Origin of the sequence: Amycolatopsis sp. WAC 04169 (assembly GCF_003947535.1) — a bacterium.
In the GTDB taxonomy this organism is placed as follows: Bacteria; Actinomycetota; Actinomycetes; order Mycobacteriales; family Pseudonocardiaceae; genus Amycolatopsis; species Amycolatopsis keratiniphila.
Window position 1 is genome coordinate 587,940 of record NZ_QHJI01000002.1, and the last position, 19,711, is coordinate 607,650.

The 19,711-nt window shown below is 69.7% G+C and carries 17 protein-coding genes; 8 read left to right on the forward strand and 9 right to left on the reverse strand.

What is annotated here, in order from left to right:
* Nucleotides 1–51: 51 nt before the first annotated feature.
* From DMC61_RS07600 to DMC61_RS07620, 5 genes are all read right to left on the reverse strand, one after another.
* Nucleotides 52–1,233, reverse strand: coding sequence for an ROK family transcriptional regulator (locus DMC61_RS07600; protein ID WP_063274525.1), 1,182 nt, complete (start codon nt 1,231–1,233; stop codon nt 52–54).
* Nucleotides 1,234–1,244: 11 nt separating this feature from the next.
* On the reverse strand, nt 1,245–2,705 hold the full coding sequence (locus DMC61_RS07605) for a sugar ABC transporter permease (RefSeq protein ID WP_016332933.1): 1,461 nt from the start codon (nt 2,703–2,705) through the stop codon (nt 1,245–1,247).
* Between the two features lie 23 nt (nt 2,706–2,728).
* Nucleotides 2,729–3,502, reverse strand: coding sequence for an ATP-binding cassette domain-containing protein (locus tag DMC61_RS07610; RefSeq protein WP_005164482.1), 774 nt, complete (start codon nt 3,500–3,502; stop codon nt 2,729–2,731).
* Between the two features lie 79 nt (nt 3,503–3,581).
* Nucleotides 3,582–4,715 carry a sugar ABC transporter substrate-binding protein gene (locus tag DMC61_RS07615; protein ID WP_016332932.1) on the reverse strand — a complete coding sequence of 378 codons (1,134 nt, stop codon included), beginning with the start codon at nt 4,713–4,715 and terminating at the stop codon, nt 3,582–3,584.
* A 325-nt stretch (nt 4,716–5,040) separates the two neighbouring features.
* A complete protein-coding gene (locus DMC61_RS07620; RefSeq protein WP_016332931.1) occupies nt 5,041–6,795 on the reverse strand; it encodes a DEAD/DEAH box helicase in 1,755 nt (584 codons plus the stop codon).
* Nucleotides 6,796–7,059: 264 nt separating this feature from the next.
* Here DMC61_RS07620 and DMC61_RS07625 point away from each other — a divergent pair, with 264 nt between their 5' ends.
* Nucleotides 7,060–8,163, forward strand: coding sequence for a YihY/virulence factor BrkB family protein (locus DMC61_RS07625; protein WP_125687885.1), 1,104 nt, complete (start codon nt 7,060–7,062; stop codon nt 8,161–8,163).
* A 134-nt stretch (nt 8,164–8,297) separates the two neighbouring features.
* Nucleotides 8,298–11,423, forward strand: a complete 3,126-nt coding sequence (locus tag DMC61_RS07630) for an efflux RND transporter permease subunit (RefSeq protein WP_125687886.1) — start codon at nt 8,298–8,300, stop codon at nt 11,421–11,423.
* Between the two features lie 88 nt (nt 11,424–11,511).
* Here DMC61_RS07630 and DMC61_RS07635 read toward each other — a convergent pair whose 3' ends face one another.
* Together DMC61_RS07635 and DMC61_RS07640 are read right to left on the reverse strand one after the other, a co-directional pair.
* Nucleotides 11,512–12,348, reverse strand: coding sequence for a hypothetical protein (locus DMC61_RS07635; protein WP_125687888.1), 837 nt, complete (start codon nt 12,346–12,348; stop codon nt 11,512–11,514).
* A 120-nt stretch (nt 12,349–12,468) separates the two neighbouring features.
* Complete coding sequence (locus tag DMC61_RS07640) at nt 12,469–12,711, reverse strand: DUF3039 domain-containing protein (RefSeq protein ID WP_007033595.1); 243 nt, start codon at nt 12,709–12,711, stop codon at nt 12,469–12,471.
* A 58-nt stretch (nt 12,712–12,769) separates the two neighbouring features.
* On the opposite strand from DMC61_RS07640, the gene DMC61_RS07645 reads away from it, so the two are divergent.
* From DMC61_RS07645 to DMC61_RS07660, 4 genes are read left to right on the forward strand one after another with little or no spacing between them, the layout of a single operon-like run.
* Nucleotides 12,770–13,576, forward strand: a complete 807-nt coding sequence (locus tag DMC61_RS07645; RefSeq protein WP_125687890.1) for a sporulation protein — start codon at nt 12,770–12,772, stop codon at nt 13,574–13,576.
* Entirely contained in the window at nt 13,576–14,220 is a 645-nt protein-coding gene (locus DMC61_RS07650) for a hypothetical protein (protein ID WP_125687892.1), read from the forward strand. The genes DMC61_RS07645 and DMC61_RS07650 overlap by 1 nt, the downstream gene beginning before the upstream one ends.
* Before the next feature lie 9 nt (nt 14,221–14,229).
* Nucleotides 14,230–15,147: a pseudouridine-5'-phosphate glycosidase gene (locus tag DMC61_RS07655; RefSeq protein ID WP_125687894.1), complete on the forward strand. Its 918-nt coding sequence runs from the start codon at nt 14,230–14,232 to the stop codon at nt 15,145–15,147.
* Nucleotides 15,144–16,016, forward strand: coding sequence for a carbohydrate kinase family protein (locus DMC61_RS07660; protein WP_016332924.1), 873 nt, complete (start codon nt 15,144–15,146; stop codon nt 16,014–16,016). Before DMC61_RS07655 ends, DMC61_RS07660 begins: the two co-directional genes overlap by 4 nt.
* Nucleotides 16,017–16,089: 73 nt before the next feature.
* On the opposite strand, the gene DMC61_RS07665 is transcribed toward DMC61_RS07660, so the two are convergent.
* Nucleotides 16,090–16,443 (reverse strand): DUF3099 domain-containing protein, encoded by a 354-nt coding sequence (locus tag DMC61_RS07665; protein ID WP_043848012.1) that lies wholly within the window; start codon nt 16,441–16,443, stop codon nt 16,090–16,092.
* Nucleotides 16,444–16,460: 17 nt separating this feature from the next.
* A complete protein-coding gene (locus DMC61_RS07670) occupies nt 16,461–17,726 on the reverse strand; it encodes an amidohydrolase (protein WP_125687896.1) in 1,266 nt (421 codons plus the stop codon).
* Nucleotides 17,727–17,753: 27 nt separating this feature from the next.
* On the opposite strand from DMC61_RS07670, the gene DMC61_RS07675 reads away from it, so the two are divergent.
* Nucleotides 17,754–19,250, forward strand: a complete 1,497-nt coding sequence (locus DMC61_RS07675; protein WP_016332921.1) for a methyltransferase — start codon at nt 17,754–17,756, stop codon at nt 19,248–19,250.
* Complete coding sequence (gene dtd / locus DMC61_RS07680) at nt 19,250–19,675, forward strand: D-aminoacyl-tRNA deacylase (RefSeq protein WP_125687898.1); 426 nt, start codon at nt 19,250–19,252, stop codon at nt 19,673–19,675. Before DMC61_RS07675 ends, dtd begins: the two co-directional genes overlap by 1 nt.
* Nucleotides 19,676–19,711: the final 36 nt, after the last annotated feature.

Sequence of the window (19,711 nt, forward strand, 5' to 3'; positions counted from 1 at the left end):
GGATGCGGTCCTTGCGTGTGCAAGTACCGCATCCAGAGGACTAAACGCGAGCTAGACGGTGTCCAAAATCATTTCGAACGCCGCCTCGGCCGCTCCGAGCAGCTTCACGTCCGCCCCGAGAGCGGAGCTCACGATCTGAGTCCCGCCCACGGCCCGGCTGACCAGGCTCCGCCGCCGGACCTCGGCCGCCACCGACTTCACGACCGAATCCGGCAGCACGGTGAGCAGATCGCCCAGCACCACCAGCTGCGGGCCGAGCAGGTTGACGACGTTCACCAGGCCCAGCGTCAGCCATTCCGCGAACTCCGACAGCCGCTCCTCGGCCGCGTGCGGATCCCGGCCCAGCTCGCGCAGTTCGAACAGGATCGCCCCGCGCGGGGTGTCCTCGGGCAGTTCGAGCGCGCGGCACAGCGCCGCCTCGCCGACCTCGGTCTCCCAGCAGCCGCTGGACCCGCAGTAGCAGGGACGGCCGCCCGGCCGGATCGCCATGTGCCCGATCTCGCCGACGTAGCCGGCGCCGCCGCGCAGCGACGAGCCGTCCGCGATGATCCCTCCCCCGACCCCGACGTCGGCGGAGACGTACACGGCGTCCGACGAGCCCCGCGCGGCGCCGCGCAGGTGTTCGGCGATGGCGCCCAGTTCGGCGTCGTTGCCGACCAGGACGGGAATACGCAGCACACCGCCGAGCCGTTCCCCGAGCGCCACGTCGGTCCAGCGCAGGTTGGGCGCCTCGTGGACGTGCCCGTCGGCCCGGCGGACGACGCCGGGCACGGACACGCCCGCGGCGATCGGCTGGACACCCAGGTCGCCCGCCAGGACGGTGGTCGACTCGATCACGTGCGTGATCACCTCGTCGGCCTCCCGCGTCCGGCCGTGCAGGTTCCAGCTGTTGCGCCCGAGGATCTGGCCGCCGAACCCGACGAGCGCGATCGCCACGTGTTCGACCTGGAGATCGACCGCGAGCACCACCGCCGCGTGCGGCTGCGGCAGGACCAGGAGCGAGGGACGGCCCGCCCCTCGTCCCGGCCTCGGGACCCGCTCCTCGACGACCCCCGCTTCCGCGAGGCCGTCGACGAGGGTCTTGATGGTGCTGCGGTTGAGCCCCAGCTCGGTGGCCAGCGTCGCCCTGGTGCTCGGGCCGCTGACGTGCAGCAACCGGAGCAAGGTCGTGCGGTTGTGCCTGCGCACCTCGTCTGGTCGTGCAACGGGTGTGCTGGTCACGGGCTTCATCATTCCATGCGGACTCAGCGCGGCGACGCAGCCGCGCGGCGACGGGACAGCGCGTCCACCGTGGCCGCGAGAAGCAGCACCAGACCGGTGACGATGTTGACCACCGCCGCCGACTGCTTCAGCAGGCCCAGCGCGTTCTCGACGACCGCCAGCACGAGACCACCGATCACCGCGTCGACGACCCGGCCCTTGCCGCCGAACAGCGACGTACCACCGATGACGGCGGCGCCGACCGCGAACAGCAGCGTGTTGAGGCCACCGGCCTGCGGGTCGACGGAACCGACCTTCGACGAGTAGACGATCGCGCCGACCGCCGCCACCGCCGAGCAGATGACGAACACCGAGGCCCGGATCTTCTCGACGTTGATACCGGCGCGGCGGGCCGCCTCGCGGTTGCCGCCGACGGCGTAGATGTGGCGGCCGTACTGCGTGCGGTTGAGCACGTAGGTGCCGAGCACCAGCAGGCCGAGCACGATCGGCACGACGTACGGGACACCGGAGATGACGATGTTCGGGTTCGGCGCGCGGTTCAGCGTGAGCAGGTAGGTCGCGATCGCGGCGACCACGCCGATCGCGCCGACCTTGAACAGCACCATCGGCGTCGGCTGGGTGACCAGGCCGCGCTTGAGCCGCGAGAAGTGCTGTCCCAGTGTCACGGCGGCGAAACCACCGGCGGCGATCAGGAACAGGATCCAGCTGCCCACAGTGGACAGATTGCCGTTGGCGACCTTGAACAGCACATCGGAGGTGCTGATACCGAGCGTGCCGCCCTCACCGATGAACTGGAGGATGACGCCCTGCCAGGCGAGGAAGAGCGCCAGCGTCACGACGAACGAGGGCATGCCGATCTTCGAGACGAGGAAGCCGGTGAGGACACCGATCGCGCCGCCGACGGAGATCGCGAGCAGCATCTCGATCCACGCGTTGGCCGCGGTTCCCGACAGCACGAGCGCGATGGCGAGCACGGCGAACCCGACGCCCGCCCAGATCCGCAGGATCACGCCGAGCAGCGCGGCGATGGCGAGCACGACGAGGAAGGCGATGAACACGCCGTTCCCCATACCGCCCAAAAGGTTTCCGTTGCGGACGTAGTGCATCGCCAGCACCGCGGCGGTGACGCCGGAGGCCGTACCGGCGGAGAGGTCGATCTCGCCGAGCAGCAGCACGAACACGATGCCCATCGCGATGATCGCCTTGCCGGCGCCCTGGGCCATCAGGTTCGCGATGTTGTTCATCGTCAGGAAGGTGTCCGACAGTGACGCGAACACGATCACCAGCACGAGCAGGCCGAGCAGCGCCGGGAGCGAACCCAGCTGTCCGGCCTTGAGCCGGGAGAAGTAGTCGCCGACGGCTTCGCGCGTCGACATCGATGTCGTGTCGATGCCGAAGTCCGTGATGGCCGCCGACGGGTTGAGCGCGGCGGCCGCCGACTTGCCCCCCTCCGGCGAGGCGGGCTTTGCAGGTGTCTCAGTCATTTCCGGTTCTTTCTCGCCTCGGATCAGAGGACGGCGGCTTCGGGGCGGGCAAGGCCGAGGTCGCCGGAGCGACCGGCGGTGATCAGTTCCACGACCTGGCCGTGGGTGACGTCCTTGGTGTGCACCTCGGCGACGAGACGGCCGAGGTAGAGCACGGCGATCCGGTCGGCGACCTCGAAGACGTCGGCCATGTTGTGGCTGATCAGCACCACACCGAGGCCCTGTTCGGCGAGGCGGCGGACGAGGTCGAGCACCTGCCGGGTCTGCGCGACACCGAGCGCGGCGGTGGGCTCGTCGAGCAGGACGACCTTCGAGTCCCACAGCACGGATTTCGCGATCGCGACGGTCTGCCGCTGCCCGCCCGAGAGGGCGGAAACGGGCGTGCGGACCGATTTCACGGTGCGGACCGAAAGCGAAGCGAGCGTCTCGCGGGCGGCCTTCTCCATGCTGGCCTCGTCGAGCAGCCATTTGCTGCCGCGTTCCCGGCCGAGGAACATGTTCTGCACGATGTCGAGGTTCTCGGCGAGCGCGAGGTCCTGGTACACGACCTCGATGCCCAGGTCCGCGGCGTCGCGCGGGCCGTGGATGTTCACCTGCTTGCCCTGGAACGTCACCGTTCCCGAGTCGTAGCCGTGGATCCCGGCGATCGACTTGACCAAAGTGGACTTACCGGCACCGTTGTCGCCGACCAGCGCGGTGACCTCGCCGGCGCGCACGTTGAAGTCCACGTCGTGCAGGACGTGGACCGGCCCGAAGCTCTTGTTGAGCTGCTTCAGTTCGAGGATGGGTTCACTCATGGGGGTTCTCCCGGCTGGGTACCGGGCCGGTGCGCTCCGTCGGGGGAACGCACCGGCCCGGTCGTCTGGATTTAACGGGTCAGGAGATACCGAGCTGCGTGCACGCCGCGGCCAGGTCGCCGCCGCAGATCTCGGCGGCCTTGACGTAGCCCTGCGTCACGACCTCCTTGACGCCGTCCTTGGTGGTCAGCTTCGGCTCGAGGAGCACGGACTTGACCTCGCGGTTGCCCTTCGGGTCCTTCGCCTTGCCGGTGGCCAGCGCGTCGGCGCCCGCCTTGTCGCCCTTGGCCAGCAGGACGGCGAGCTTCGCCGCGGCCTCGGCCTCTTCCTTGATGGGCTTGAAGACGGTCATGTACTGGTCGCCGCGCAGGATGGCCATGAGGCCGTCCGCGGTGGCGTCCTGGCCGGTGACCGGGACCTTGCCGTTGAGGCCGTTCTTCTTCAGCACGGTGATGACCGCGCCGGCGAGACCGTCGTTCGCGGCGACGACGCCGTCGACCTTGCCCTTGTTGTCGGTCAGGATCTGCTCGAAGGTCTGGCCGCCCTTCTGGTTGTCCCAGTTGTCGATGGCCTGCTCGCGCACGAGCTTCAAATCGCCGCTGGCGAACTTCGGCTGCAGGACGGACTTCTGGCCGTTGGCGAACAGCGTCGCGTTGTTGTCGGTCGGGGCACCCTCGATCATGACGACCTCGGCGCCCTTCTTGTCCTTCAGCGCGTCGGCGAGGCCCTGGCCCTGGAGCTGGCCGACCTTCTCGTTGTCGAACGAGACGTAGTAGTCGGAGCTGCCGCCGAGGTTGAGGCGGTCGTAGTCGATCGTCGGGATGCCCGCGGCCTGCGCCTTCTTGGCGACGGCCGAGCCGACCTCGCCGTTGATCGCGGCGATGATCAGGACCTTGACGTTCTGCGCGATCATGCCGTCGGCCAGCGTGGTGAACTTCTGGACGTCGCCCTGGGCGTTCTGGACGTCGGCGTCGAAGCCCGCGTCCTTGAGCGCCTTGGTCAGGAAGGGCTTGTCGAAGGACTCCCAGCGGGCGGAGGTGGCGGTCTCCGGCAGGATGACGCCGACCTTGCCACCGGCGGCGGCGCCGCCCGGGGCGGGGGCGGACTGCGAGGAGTTGCCGCTGCCGGAGTCGGCGGTGTTGGCGCCACAGGCGGAAAGCACCAGGCCGGCGCCCACCGTCGCGGCGAGGAGGGTAAGGGTTCTGCTGCGCATCCTCGTTCCTTCCGGATCTTGCTCGCGGGCGGCGATCCTCGAGGACCGGTCGCACCATCGCGCATATGTTGTGGGCGACAACATATGCCGCCGAACGGGTTTCGCGGAAGACGGCTGAATCGATTAAGCCTCATCAAATGGACACGGTTTGGCAACGTGGCCGTAGCAAGGCGTATGAAGTCTAGGTGCGCTGACGGTGTGACCGCCACCACTCACTCAGCGTGATCGGCGCAGCTCCGGTTCTCCGCCCCGAACGCTATGAACGGTCCGTTCCTTGCAAATTTTGCAAGGAACGGACCGTTCATAGCGCTTGGTTACGGGGCGGTCACCAAGAACGCAGGGTGACGATCCGCTCTTCCAGCTGCTCCACCGAAGCCATCGCCGTCGGCGGCCCGCCGCACACCCGGCGCAGTTCGTTGTGGATCGCGCCGTGCGGCTTCTTCGTGCGGTGGTGGTGCACGCCCACCAGCGCGTTCAGCTCCTTGCGCAGGCTGCCGAGCCGCTCGCTGACCGACTGCGGCCGCGCGACCGGCGCCGCCTCCTCGGCCTTCGGCTTGCGCCGCTTCTCGTCGGAGAGCTGCTCCTCCTGCCGCTTCCGCAGCAGGGCGCGGACCTGGTCCGGTTCGAGCAGCCCCGGCAGGCCGAGGTACTCCTGCTCCTCGTCGGAACCGGAGAACACCGCGGTGCCGAACGAGTTGCCGTCGTAGATCACCTGGTCGAGCTCGGCGGAGGCACCCAGCGAGGTGAACGCCTTCTCCTCCTCGCCCGGCTCGTCCTCGGTGCGGTTGGCCTGGGCCAGGAGCTCGTCGTCCCAGCCCTCCTTCTCGCGGTGCGGCTTGCCGAGGACGTGGTCGCGCTGCGCCTCCAGCTCGCTGGCCAGTTCCAGCAGCACCGGCACGCTCGGCAGGAAGACCGAAGCCGTCTCACCGGGTTTGCGCGAACGCACGTACCGGCCGATGGCCTGCGCGAAGAACAGCGGGGTCGACGCGCTCGTGGCGTACACACCGACCGCCAGGCGCGGGACGTCGACTCCTTCGGACACCATCCGGACCGCGACCAGCCAGCGGTCCGTCGAATCCGAGAACTCCTTGATCCGCCCCGAAGCCTTGGGGTCGTCGGAGAGGACGACCGTCGGGTTCTGGCCGGAGATGCGCTGCAGGATCTTGGCGTACGCGCGCGCCGAATCCTGGTCGGTGGCGATCACCAGACCGCCCGCGTCCGGGATGCCGTTGGCGCGAAGCTGCGCGAGACGCGTGTCCGCGGCCTGCAGCACCGAAGGGATCCATTCGCCCGCCGGGTCGAGCGCCGTACGCCAGGCCCGCGCGTTCTGCTCGGCGGTCAGCGGCTCGCCGAGCCGCGCGGTGAACTCCTCCCCCGCGCTCGTGCGCCAGGAGGCCTCACCGGAGTAGGCGAGGAAGACGACCGGCCGGACCACGCCGTCGGCGAGCGCGTCGGCGTAGCCGTAGGCATGGTCGGCCTTGCTGCGCTGGAAACCCGAGCCGTCGGCCTCGTAGGTGACGAACGGGATCGGCGAGTCGTCGCTGCGGAACGGCGTCCCGGTGAGCGCCAGACGGCGGACGGCGGGGGTGAACGCCTCACGGATCGCGTCGCCCCACGATTTCGCGTCGCCGCCGTGGTGGATCTCGTCGAGGATGACCAGGGTCTTGCGGTTCTCGGTGCGCACGCGGTGCAGTGACGGATGCGCGGCGACCTGCGCGTAGGTCACCGCGACACCTTGGTAGTCACGCGAGGTGACGCCGGTGCCGTTGCGGAAGTTCGAGTCGATCGCGATACCGGCGGCCGCGGCCGAGGCGGCCCACTGGTGCTTGAGGTGCTCGGTCGGCGCGACGATGGTGATCCGCTCGACGGTCCGGTCGCTCAGCAGCTCGGCGGCGATCCGGAGACCGAACACCGTCTTGCCCGCGCCCGGCGTCGCCACGGCCAGGAAGTCCTGCGGTTTCTTCGTGAGGTACTTCGTCAGCGCTCGCCGCTGCCAGGCACGCAGCGGGCGGGCCGTGCTGTCCTTCGCCGCGGGAGGCGCGCCCAGCTCGCCTCGATCGCGCTCAACGGTTTCCGACATGCAGGTCCCCCTCCTCCCTCATCCGAAACGCCTGGTCATCCACCCTGACACAAGCGAAAACCCCCACTTGGGTATCCGGCCGCGACGCCGGCGCCTGAGGTGAGGGCACTCCGGTGAGCCTACCTTCCAGCCCCGTGGAACGCCGGAAGCGCCACCCCCGTTGTCGGTTTACTCACCCGAAAACCCAGGGGTGGCGAGCCGAATGGCGCGGCATGGACCATGCTGGACACCGTCAAGGGCGCTCGGCGCCGGCGGAGGAGCTGCATGAGCGAGGAGAACGGCCGTCCCGACACGGCCGCCGAGGTCGCGAAGGGCCGCAGGGGGCCGTTGCGCCTGCTCAGCCGCACGCTCAGCAAGGCGTGGGACGGCAACATCTTCTCCGAGGCCGCCGAAGCCGCCTTCTGGCAGACGTTGTCCCTCCCCCCGCTGTTGCTCGGTCTCCTCGGTTGCCTCGGCTTCGTCGGCGACTGGTTCGGCCAGGAGGTCGTGACCGCCGTCCACGACCGGATCATCACCTTCAGCAAGACGATCTTCAGCGACAACGCCGTCCACGACATCATCGAGCCGACGGTCAACAGCATCCTCACCGTCGGCAAGGGCGAGATCGTCTCCGTCGGCTTCCTGATCTCCCTGTGGGCCGGTTCGTCGGCGATGTCGTCGTTCGTCGACGCGATCACCGTGGCGCACGACCAGTACGGCGTCCGCAACGACGTCTGGCAGCGGATCTTCGCGCTGCTGCTGTACCTGGCCGGGCTGGTCATCCTGGTGGTCGGGCTGCCGCTGCTGGCGATCGGGCCGGACCTGCTCCCCCAGTTCTTCCCCACCGACTGGCGCGGCACGGTGTCGTACTGGGTCGGCACGCTGTACTACCCGGTGCTGGCCGTGATGATCGTGCTGGCGCTGACGACGCTGTACAAGCTGGCGCTGCCGCGCCGTCTGCCGTGGCACCGCGGGCTGCCGGGCGCGATGCTCGCCATGGTCGTGTTCCTGCTCTCCAGTATCGGGCTGCGGATCTACCTGAACTGGATCACCAAGACCGGCTACACCTACGGCGCGCTCGCCGCGCCGATCGCGTTCCTGTTGCTGATGTTCTTCATCGGGCTCGCGGTGGTCGGCGGCGCGTACTTCAACAGCGCGATCCAGGAACTGTGGCCCGCCAAGGCGACGAAACGCCAGCGCCGGAAATGGCGGCGGCTGGAAATGGAACGCGCCAGCGAACGGATCCGTGCCGAAGAGGGCCGCAAACTGTGGGAACGGACGACCGTCCCGCTCCGCCGTCCCCGCCAGAACGGCGAGACCGAATCAGAACAATCGGTGAACGAAGAAACGCAGAGCGAAGCCGATCAGGTGACCGAACGGCAAAATTGAGGCCGGTCTGAGCAGGACCTCATCCCGAAGTCGTACTCCGATTCCACCCGTGGTGTGAATCCAGTCCACCCCCCGCCGTGAAAAGCTCGCGGTAATCCGCACGTTCCCGAGCTGTCTTCCTGGGGGATCCCGTCATGTCCACGCTGGCCAGACTGAGCCTGCGCAACCGAAGTCTCATCGGGCTGCTCGCCCTGGTGGTGATCGGCTTCGGCGCCTTCGCCCTGCCGCAGCTTAAGCAGCAACTGTTCCCGTCACTGCAGTTCCCGCAGGCGCAGGTCATCACGCCGTACGCGGGCGCGTCGCCGGACGCGGTCGACCGTCAGGTCACCGAGCCGCTCGAAGGCGGGCTGCAGGGTTTGAAGGGGCTCGAAGAGCTGAGCTCGACGTCGTCGGAGGGGCTGTCGCGGATCACCGCGCAGTTCGAGTTCGGCACGGACATCGACGCGGCCGTCGGGCAGATCCAGCGCGTCATCGACGGGCTCAAGACCCGGCTGCCGCAGAACAGCGAGCCGACGGTGTCCGCGGGGTCCACCGACGATCTCCCGGTCGTGCTGCTGGCCGCCGGCACCACCGGTGACCCGCAGGCGCTCGCGCCCGCGCTGACCGGGGAGGTCGCGCCGGAACTGCGCAAGATCGACGGCGTCCGCGAGGTCGACGTGACCGGTGCGCGGCAGCCGCGGGTCACCATCGCGCTGGACTACGCGAAGCTGGCGGCCGCGGGGGTCGACCCGGCGTCGATCGCCACCACGCTGCAGACCGCCGGTGCCGCCGTCCCGGCCGGGACGCTGACCGAAGGCGACAAGACGCTCACCGTCCAGGTCGGCGGCGGACCGACCACAGTGGACACGATCAAGAACCTGTACCTGACACCGGCTTCGCGTCCCGGGGCGCCGGCGGGCAAACCGGTGAAGCTCGGTGATGTCGCGGACGTCCAGGCGGGCTTCGCGCCGCCGACGTCGATCACGCGCACGAACGGCAAGCCGAGTCTCGGGCTCTCGATCACCATGGTGGAGAACGGGAACGCGGTCGCGATCTCGGAGGCGGTGCGGGACAAGCTGCCCGAGTTGTCGAAGAAGATCGGCGCCGAGATGAGCGTCGTGTTCGACCAGGGCACCCCGGTCAAGGACGCGATCAGCGGCCTGACCACCGAAGGCCTGCTGGGGCTGGCGTTCGCGGTCGTGGTGATCCTGCTGTTCCTGATGTCGGTGCGCTCGACCCTGGTGACGGCGGTGTCGATCCCGCTTTCGGTGGTCGTGGCGCTGCTGGCGTTGTGGACGGGTGATCTTTCGCTGAACCTGCTCACCCTCGGCGCGCTCACCATCGCCATCGGGCGGGTGGTCGACGACTCGATCGTGGTGCTGGAGAACATCAAACGACATCTGGCCTACGGCGAGGAGAAGGAGCGCGCGGTCCTCGACGGCGTGCGCGAGGTCGCGGGTGCCGTGACGTCGTCCACCCTCACCACGGTCGCGGTGTTCCTGCCGATCGCCTTCGTCGGCGGATTCGTCGGCGAGCTGTTCTCGCCGTTCGCGATCACGGTCACCGTGGCGCTGCTGGCGTCGCTGCTCGTGTCGCTGACGATCGTGCCGGTGCTGGCGTACTGGTTCCTCAAGCCGCCCAAGGCCCCGGCGGACGAACGCGAGGCCGAGCTCACACGCCAGGCCGCCGAGGACAAGGAACGCCGCGGGCTGCTGCAGCGCGGATACGTGCCGGTGATCCGGTTCGCGACCCGGCGCCGCGTCACCGTCGTGCTGCTGGCGCTGATCATCTTCGGCGGCACGGTGGGGCTGGCCTCGCAGCTGAACACGAACTTCCTCGACCAGTCCGGCTCGACGACGCTGAGCCTTTCGCAGAAGCTGCCGCCCGGCACCAGCCCCGAGGCCAAGGAGAAGGCCGCGGGCGCGGTGGAGCAGGCGCTCGCCGCCGAACCGGCCGTCGAGACCTATCAGGTCAGCATCGGCGGAGGGAACTTCTTCGGCGGCGGCGGGACGGCGACCAGCATCCAGGTCACCGTCGCCAAGGACACCGACCTCGACGCGCTGTCGGATCGCTTGCGGGGCAAGCTGGACAGGCCGGAACTCGGCGAGGTGAAGATCGGCGCCGAAGCGGGCGGGTTCAACTCCGACCAGGTCTCGATCACCGTCACCGCGCCGGACGAAGCGGCGCTGAAACCCGCCGCCGAGCAGGTCCGCCAGGCGCTGTCCGGCATCCCGGACCTCACCGAGGTGACCAGTGATCTCGCGCAGGGCTCGCCGCGCGTGCAGGTCGAGGTCGACGCCGCCAAGGCCGCCGCGAGCGGGCTTTCGGCGACCACGATCGGCCAGATCGCGAACCAGGCCATCGCCGGCCGCACGGTGACCCAGCTGCCGGTCGACGGTCAGCGCACGGACATCGTGCTGCGCGCGGGCACGGCCCCGGTGTCGGTCGACGCGGTCAAGGCACTGCCGATCCCGAGCGCGACCGGCGTGGTGCGGCTGGACTCCGTCGCCACCGTGTCCACAGTGGACGGACCGGCCGCGGTGCACCGCACCTCGGGCGAGCTGAGCACCACGGTCACCGCTAAGAACACCGGCGCGGACCTGGCGGCCACCACGAAGGCCATCCAGTCCAAACTGGACGGACTGACCTTCACCGGTGGCGCGGCGTACAAGCTCGGCGGTGTCAGCGAGGATCAGCAGGAGGCGTTCGGGAACCTGTTCCTCGCGCTGCTGGCCGCGGTCGCGATCGTGTACCTGATCATGGTGGCGACGTTCCGCAGCCTGATCCAGCCGCTGATCCTGCTGGTGTCGATCCCGTTCGCGGCGACCGGCGCGATCGGGCTGCTGCTGGCCACCGGGACCGCGCTGGGCCTGCCCGCGCTGATCGGGATGCTGATGCTCGTCGGCATCGTGGTGACCAACGCGATCGTGCTGATCGACCTGATCAACCAGTACCGGGCTTCGGGGATGAGCGTCGCCGACGCCGTCGTCGAAGGCGGCAGGCGACGGTTGCGGCCGATCCTGATGACCGCGGCGGCGACCATCTTCGCGCTGATCCCGATGGCGCTCGGGCTGACCGGGCAGGGCGGGTTCATCGGGCAGCCGCTGGCGATCGTGGTGATCGGCGGGCTGGTCAGCTCGACCCTGCTGACGCTGATCCTGGTGCCGACGCTGTACACGATGGTCGAGACGCGGAAAGAGAAGCGCCGCGCGAAGAAGGCGGCCCGCCGGTCCCCCGCGGCGCCGCACTCGGAAGACCTCACCCCGGAACCCGCCCGGTAACCCGTGACTCGCGTGATCGAAGCCGTAACTCGCGTGATTGGAGCAGGTACGCCTCCAATCACGCGAGTCACGCGTCTGATCACGCGAGTCACGCCTTCCGGAACCGCCAGGTCTTGCTGTCGAAGGCCACGCACCACGAAGGCGAAAGCATGACGACCCGCAGGGTCCCGTCGGCGGCGACGTCGATGCCCTCGGTCTCGAAGTTCCCGCTGCAGGTGCTCTTCAGGGGGAGCTGCCCCAGCGACGTGACCCGCCCGGTCACGTCCGAACCGGACAGCGCACCGGAAAGATCCACCTGCAGCAGCGGCTTCGTGGTCCCGAACAGCGAGCCCTCGGGATCGTCGGACGCGCACAGCAGCCGGGTCGCGGTGACGAAGTCGCAGCCCTGGATGTCCCGCACCGGCTTGTCGAGCCTGATCGCGGACGAGTACGGCAGGTTCGCCGAGGGGTTCGTGTGCGCGACGCCGGGCATCGGGTGCACGAGGAGGCGGTCCATCGTGCCCCACTCGCCCGCCACCATCCAGCGGGCATCGGGTGTCACGGCGGCGAACGAGTTGTTGTTCGCCTCCCACGATTCCAGCGCGTGCGTGTAGTTCGCCCACTTCCCGTCGGGCGATTCGACACGGAAGAGCTTCGCGCCCCGGTCGTCGCGCTGGTACGGCTCGACGTACCACCCTTGCGCGGAGCCGGGGTCGCCGACGTGGTTCCAGCCCTGGGTCGAGAGGCTCATCGGGACGGTCGCTATCCCGGTGTAGCGGTAGATCGTCCCGGACGGCCGTTCGATGGTGGCCAGGCCCTGGCCCTCGTCGAGCGGGCGGGCGTTGTCCGAGCCGACGATGGTCCAGCCGGTGACGGCTTGGGCGGCGGCGGGTGAGAACACCGCGACCAACGCGGCGATGGCGAGCACGATCCCGGTTCTACGCATGAAGGCTCCGTCCCGGCTGGGTTTCGCTGGCGCGTACTGATTACCAGCGAAGACCGGGACGGGCAGCCGCCATGTGAAGGATTTTCAGATTTTGTCCGGTTTCGGACACCGGACGGACACTCAGTCGCCCGGCTTGAGACCGTCGTAGATCTTCTTGCAGTCCGGGCAGACCGGCGAACCGGGCTTCGCCGACTTCGTCACCGGGAAGACCTCACCGCACAGCGCCACCACGTGCGTGCCCATGACCGCGCTTTCGGCGATCTTGTTCTTGCGCACGTAGTGGAACATCTTCGGCGAATCGTCGTCGGTGCCGTCGGTGCCCTCGGGACGGGTATCCGGCTTCGGAAGGGTCTGAGTACTCACCCCTCCATAATGCCCCAAATCCTCCTGCGCACACCGGCGACCTGGCAGGATCTCGCCCATGTTCCAGAAGGTGCTCGCGACGTTCGGCTCGGGCGGGGCGAAGATCGACGCCCGGCTGCTCGACCGCACGGTCTCCCCCGGCCGCCCGTTGCGCGGCGAGGTCCTGCTGCTCGGCGGCGAAGTCGATCAAGAGATCAACGGCCTTTCGGTGAAGCTGCTCGCCAGGGTCACGGTCCCGGACGAGCGCCGCCCCGGCGTCGAGGACCTCGAGTTCGGTGTCCAGCAGCTGGCGGGCAAGGAGCGGATCGGGCCCGGCCAGCAGGTGCGGATCCCGTTCGAGGTGGCCCTGCCGTGGGAGACGCCGATCTCCAGCGTCTTCGGCAAACCGCTGAACGGGATGGCCGTCGGCCTGCAGACCAGCCTCGACATCGCGAACTCCGTCACCGACCCGGTCGACGTCGACGCCGCCGCGATCGAGCCGCTGCCCGCGCAGAAACGGATCCTCGACGCCTTCAGCCGGATCGGCTTCGTCTTCCGCGAGGCCGTGCTGGAACGCGGCCGCGTCGACGGGGCGGTCCAGCAGCTCCCGTTCTTCCAGGAGATCCGCTTCACCCCTTCGCCGCGGTTCGCGCCCGTCTTCACCTCGGTGGCGGTGACCTTCCTGTCCTCGCCGTCGGAGACCCAGGTCGTGCTGGAGGTGACCAAACGGGTCCGGGTGTCCAAGAGCGGCGGGTTCGGCGGACGCGGCCAGGAGTTCCTCGGCCTGTTCAAGGTCGACCACGCCGCGCTGGAGCGGGTCAAGTGGGAGCCGCAGCTCGAAGGCTGGCTGCACGAGGTGGCCAAGGCACGCGGGATCTTCGACTGATGGACTGGCCGACCGCGATCACCCGGCTCGGCGGCGATCACCGGATCGCCGCCGTCGCATGGACCGACCTCCAAGCCCGCTACGCCGAACCGCACCGCCGCTACCACGATCTCCGGCACGTCACGGCCGTCGCCCGGGACAGCGGGGACCTCGCCGTCGCCTTCGGCCTGGGCGCCCGCGAGCGGGCCCTCGTCGCCATCGCGGCGTGGACGCACGACGTCGTCTACGACGCCCGCCCCGGCGAGGACGAACAGGCGAGCGCGGCCTGGACCCGCGACGAACTCACCAACGCCGGCGTCCCCGAGGCGGATGTCGAGCGTGCCGAAGGGCTGGTCCTCAGCACGATCCACCACGCCGCCCCTGACGAAGACCTCCTCGCCACGGCACTGCTGGACGCCGACCTCGCCATCCTCGGCGCCGCGCCGGAGGACTACGAGCAGTACGCGAACGGTGTCCGGGAGGAGTATTCGATCTACTCCGACGCGGATTGGCGGGCGGGCCGCGCGGCCGTGCTCGAGAACCTGCTGGCCAGGCCGCGGCTGTACCGCAGCGACATCGCGCGGGCACGCTGGGAGGCCAAGGCACGCGAGAACCTCTCGAACGAACTGACCCGATGGCGTGACGCGGACCCACATCACCGATGATGTTCGTTCGTGACTCCGCAACTGTCCCTTCACGAAGAGGTCGCCTCCGCCCTCGCCGCCGGTGACCCCGTCGTCGCGCTGGAGAGCACCATCCTCTCCCACGGTCTCCCGCCCGGCCGCAACCTCGACGTCGCCCGGCGGCTGGAGAAGGTCGTGCGCGACGGCGGCGCCGTCCCCGCGACCATCGCCGTCCTCGACGGCGTCCCCCTGATCGGCCTCACCGGCGAGCAGCTGGAACGGGTGTGCGCACCCGGCGCGGACCTGGACAAGCTCTCCCTGCGCGACATCGGCCCGGCCGTCGGCCTCGGCCGCTCCGGCGCGACCACGGTCGCCAGCACCGCGGCACTGGCCGCCGCGGCCGGGATCGGCATGTTCGCCACCGGCGGGCTCGGCGGCGTGCACCAGGGCGCGGCGCAGAGCTGGGACGTGTCGGCGGACCTGGGCGTGCTCGCGAAGGTGTCGACCACGGTCGTCTGCTCGGGAGTGAAGTCGGTGCTCGACATCGCCGCGACCCTCGAGGTGCTGGAGACCAACTCGGTGCCGGTGCTGGGCTACCGCACCGGCGAGTTCCCGGCGTTCTACCTGCGCTCGTCCGGTTTCGAGGTGCCGTGGCGGGTCGACGACGCCGCACAGGCCGCCGCGGTCATCGCCGCCCACCGGGCGCACGCGACTTCCGGGGCGCTGCTGGCGAATCCGATCCCCGAAGTGTCCGAAATGGACCGGGAACTGCACGACCGGCTGCTCGCCGAAGGGCTCGAACTCCTGAAGGCACGGGGCGTGCACGGGAAGGACGTCACGCCGGTGCTGCTGGAGCACTTCCACACCGCCAGCGAGGGCGTGAGCCTCGACGCGAACGAGGCACTGGTGCTGTCCAACGCGGAACTGGCCACCGAGGTCGCCGTCGCGCTCGCCGGGACCGCCGCATGAGCGGCATCGTCGTCGTCGGCGACGTCGGCCTGGACGTGGTCGCGCGGCACGAAGGCCCCATCCCGCACGGCGGCGACATCCGCGCGAAGGTCCATTTCACCAGCGGCGGCGCGGGTGCGAACACCGCGCTGTGGCTGCGGGCCGAGGACACGGAGACCACGCTGGTCGCCCGGATCGGGGACGACTCCGGCGGCCGCATGGTGAAGAGCGAACTGGAGGCCGCGGGCGTCCGCTGCGAGTTCGCGGTGGATCCCGAGGAGCCGACGTTCTGCGTCGTCGTGCTCGTCGACGGCGCCGGTGAACGGAGCATGCTCGCCGACCGCGCCGCGAACGCGAAGTTCAGTCCCGAGGACGTCACCGAGGCGGCGCTGGCCGGGGCGAGTCACCTGCACCTCTCGGGCTATGTCCTGCTGTACCCGTCGTCACGGCCCGCGGCGCTCGCCTCGCTGGCCGCGGCGAAGAAGGCCGGGCTGACGACGTCGGTCGACCCGCAGGCGGCGACGCTGATCACCGATCCCGCGGCCTTCCTCGACGACGTGCGCGGCGTCGACCTGCTGATGCCGAACACCAGCGAGCTGGTCGCGCTGACCGGGTCGAGTGATCCCGAGGCGGCGAAGGAGTTGCTGGACTACGTCGGCGAGGTCGTGGTCACCGCCGGTCTCGACGGCGCCAGCTGGGTGGACGCGAGCGGCACCATCACCTCGGTGCCCGCGCAGCCGGCGGAGTGCGTCGATTCGACCGGTGCCGGGGACGCCTTCGACGCCGGTGTGCTGGCGGCGTGGCTGCGCGGCGAGTCCACCGTGGAGGTGCTTCGGGCGGGGACGCGGCTGGGGGCCCGGGCGGTCGCGAAGGTCGGGCCGCAGCCGTAGCCGAATGCTATGAACGGTCCGTTCCTTGCAAATTTTGCAAGGAACGGACCGTTCATAGCACGCGCGAAACGAGTCAGCCGCCGTCGATGACGCGGTGACCGGAGCTTTCGATCCGCGTCGGCTCGGCCTGGTACCGGTTGACCTTCTCGCTCTTGCGCGGCGGCCGGTCGTTGGCGATCAGGACGGCGACCCACGGCAGCGGGATCGAGATCGCGATCAGCGCCAGCGCGAGCCACCAGGTCTGGTAGAAGATCCCGGCGAGGATCAGGCACGGGATGCGGAACGACATCATGATGATGTACTTCCGCTTCCGCTTGGCCAGCTGGTCTTCGTAGGACGGGGCGGCTTCGGTGATCAGCACCGGAGCGGGTTCCCTCGGTTCGGGACCGTGGGCGGGCGCGTTCACAGCACCACCTCCGGCTTCCATGCTCCCACTCCCCCGGCTCATCCGACACCCGGGTGGGTGAGCCGGTGCAAAGCCGCGACCACGAGCGTCTCGACGCCCGCCGAAAGCGTCGGATGAGGGACCGGCGCGAAGAGGGGCGAATGGTTCGACGGGATGTCCTGTTCGAAGCGCCCGGCGGTCATCGCGGCGATCACCTTGCCCTCGTCCAGCCCGCCGACCAGCCAGAACACCGACGGCACCCCGGCGGCGCGGCCGAACTCGCTGAAGTCCTCGCTGCCGGTGACCAGCGGCGCGGGCATCACCCGGCCCTCGCCGAAGTGGTCGCGGAACGCGGCGGTGAGCCCCTCGGTGGCCGCGTCGTCGTTCTCGGTGACCGGGAACGCGCCGATCCGCTCGATCTCCGGCGGTTTCGGCGCGCCCGCGGTGGCCGCCTCGCCCTGGACGATCCGCTCGACCGCCGCGACGACCTTCTCCCGCACGGCCTGGTCGAACGACCGGATGTTGACCTCGAGCACGGCCTGGTCGGCGATGATGTTGTGCGCGGTGCCGACGTGCAGCGACCCCACGGTCACCACCGCCGATTCGGTCGCCGAGATCTCCCGCGACACGATGGTCTGCAGCTTGAGCACCACGGACGCGGCGAGCACGGCGGGATCCACCGTGGTCTCCGGCCGCGAACCGTGCCCGCCCCGGCCGTGCAGGGTGATGCGGAGCGCGTCGGTGGCCGCCATGATCACGCCCGGCCTGGTCAGCACCCAGCCCGCCGGGCCGGGGACGACATGCTGGCCGAGCACGACGTCGGGCTTGCCGGCGGGTTCGAAGACGCCGTCGCGGACCATGCCGGCGGCGCCGTCCCCGGCCTCCTCCCCCGGTTGGAAGACGACCATCAGCGTGCCGGACCAGTGCTCGCGTCCGGCCGCGAGCAGCGACGCGGCACCGGAGAGCCAGGTGGCGTGCATGTCGTGGCCGCAGGCGTGCATCACCGGGACGTCGCGGCCGTCGGCGTCGACCCCGCGCGCCGTGCTCGCGTACGGCAGGCCGGTCTTCTCCTCGACCGGCAGCGCGTCGATGTCGGCGCGCAGCATCACCTTCGGGCCGGGGCCGTTGCGCAGTACGCCCAGCACTCCGGTGCGCCCGATGCCGGTGTGCACCTCGTAACCGTCGGCCTCCAGGCGCCGCGCCAGTTCGGCGGCGGTGCGGGTTTCGGCGAACGACAGCTCCGGATGCCGGTGGAGGTCGGTGTACAGGTCTTCCAATCCGGGCAGCGCCGCCTGCAGCGGTGCCAGGACACTTTCGAGGCTCACGACGCAATCCTGGCAGTATTACCCACCGTGAGCACACGAGCGGCCCTCCCCGACCTGTCCGACGACGTCTGCGCGAGGCTCCGTGACGCCTTCCGCCGGACGGGTTACGACGCCGACGGCGTGGTCGGCGCCCTCGGCTCCGCGCACGGCGCCCTCGGGCGCGGCGAACCGGAACTCGCCTACCGCGCGACACGCGACGCGGGGGAACTCGGCACGCTGATCCGGCTGTTCCTCCTGGGGTCGACCGAACCGGAGAAGGACGTCGAGGCCGCTTTCGCGCCGCTTTCCCTCGATGACGCGGTCGCCGCCACCCTGCTCGTGCCCGTGGCCGACGGCTACCGCGCCGGTCTCGACGTCCGCCCGCACGGCGACGACGAAGGCTCGTGGTGGGTCGTCGCCGACCTCGACGCCGACATCCTGGGCCGCACCGTGCCCGAAGACCACGTGCTCGGCGTCGGGCACGCCTCCCTCAGCCTGATCCGGGCCACCAGCCGCCGCGAGGTCGGCAGCCTGCTCGACGTCGGCACCGGCAACGGCGTCCAGGCGCTGCACGCCACCCGGCACGCGAAGAAGGTCACCGCGACCGACGTCTCGGCCCGTGCGCTGGCGCTGGCCGCGGCCACGTTCCGGCTCAACGAGCTGGACGTCGAACTCGTCCGCGGCGAATGGTTCGCGCCGGTCGCGCGGCGCCGGTTCGACCAGATCGTCTGCAATCCGCCGTTCGTGGTGGGCCCGCCGCGGGTCGACTACACCTACCGCGACTCCGGTCTCGCCGGTGACGACGCCAGCGCGCTCGTGGTGCGGCAGCTGCCCGGGTTCCTCAACGACGGCGGCACCGGCCAGCTCCTGGCGTCCTGGCTGCACGTGAAGGGTGAGGACTGGGGCGATCGGGTGACCCGCTGGCTGCCGGCCGAGACCGACGCGTGGTTCGTCCAGCGGGACATCGCCGATCCTGGGCTGTATGTGGGAACGTGGCTGCGTGACGCGGGCATCGATCCCCGGTCTCCCGAAGGCCGCGCGAAATCCGGAGCGTGGCTCGACTGGTTCGACGAAAACGACGTCCAGGGCATCGGGTTCGGCTTCGTGACGCTTCGCCGGGCGGACGGCGCCACTCCGACGATCGTGTGCGAGGACCTGCGCCAGGCCTACGACGACCCGCTGGGCGCCGAGGCCGCGAACTGGCTGGACCGGGTGGAATGGCTTCGCACCAACGGGGACTCGCTTCTCGATGTCCGGTTCAGAGTCCCGGAGACCGTGCTTCTGGAAAGCGTCGCCGAGCCGGGTGAGGAAGGCTGGGCCACGACCGTCCAGCGGCTGCACCGCACCGACGGTCCCGGTTGGTCACACGAGGTGGACGAACTCGCCACACGGCTGCTCGCCGGTTGCCAGGGCGCATTGCCCTTGGAAGACCTGATCGTGCTCCTGGCGGCCGCTCAGGGCCTGGAACCGGAGGAACTGGCCGAGGCCGCGCTGCCCGTCGTCCGGGAACTGGTCCGGCACGGCATGCTGCTGCCCGCCGTCTGATGCGGGCGGTGGTGGCGAGGGTCACGGAAGCGAGCGTGACCGTCGGCGACGAGGTGACCGGCGCCATCGACGAGCCGGGTTTGCTGGTGCTGCTGGGAATCCATGCCGACGATGACGTGTCGAAAGTGCCGACGATGGCGCGCAAACTGCACGAAGCTCGCATACTTCGCGACGAGGAGTCCTGCGCCACCACCGGCGCTCCCCTGCTCGTCGTAAGCCAGTTCACTCTTTACGGCGACACCCGCAAAGGCCGCCGTCCGTCCTGGACCGCGGCCGCCCGGCCCGAGGCCGCCGAACCGCTCGTGACGGCCGTCGTCGACGCGTTGCGCGAACGCGGCGCCCGGGTCGAAACCGGTCGCTTCGGGGCCATGATGGCGGTCCGGAGCGTGAACGACGGTCCGTTCACCCTCCTGATAGAGGTCTAGACCACGTTTCTTTCTCCCGGGCACGGGCATTCTCAG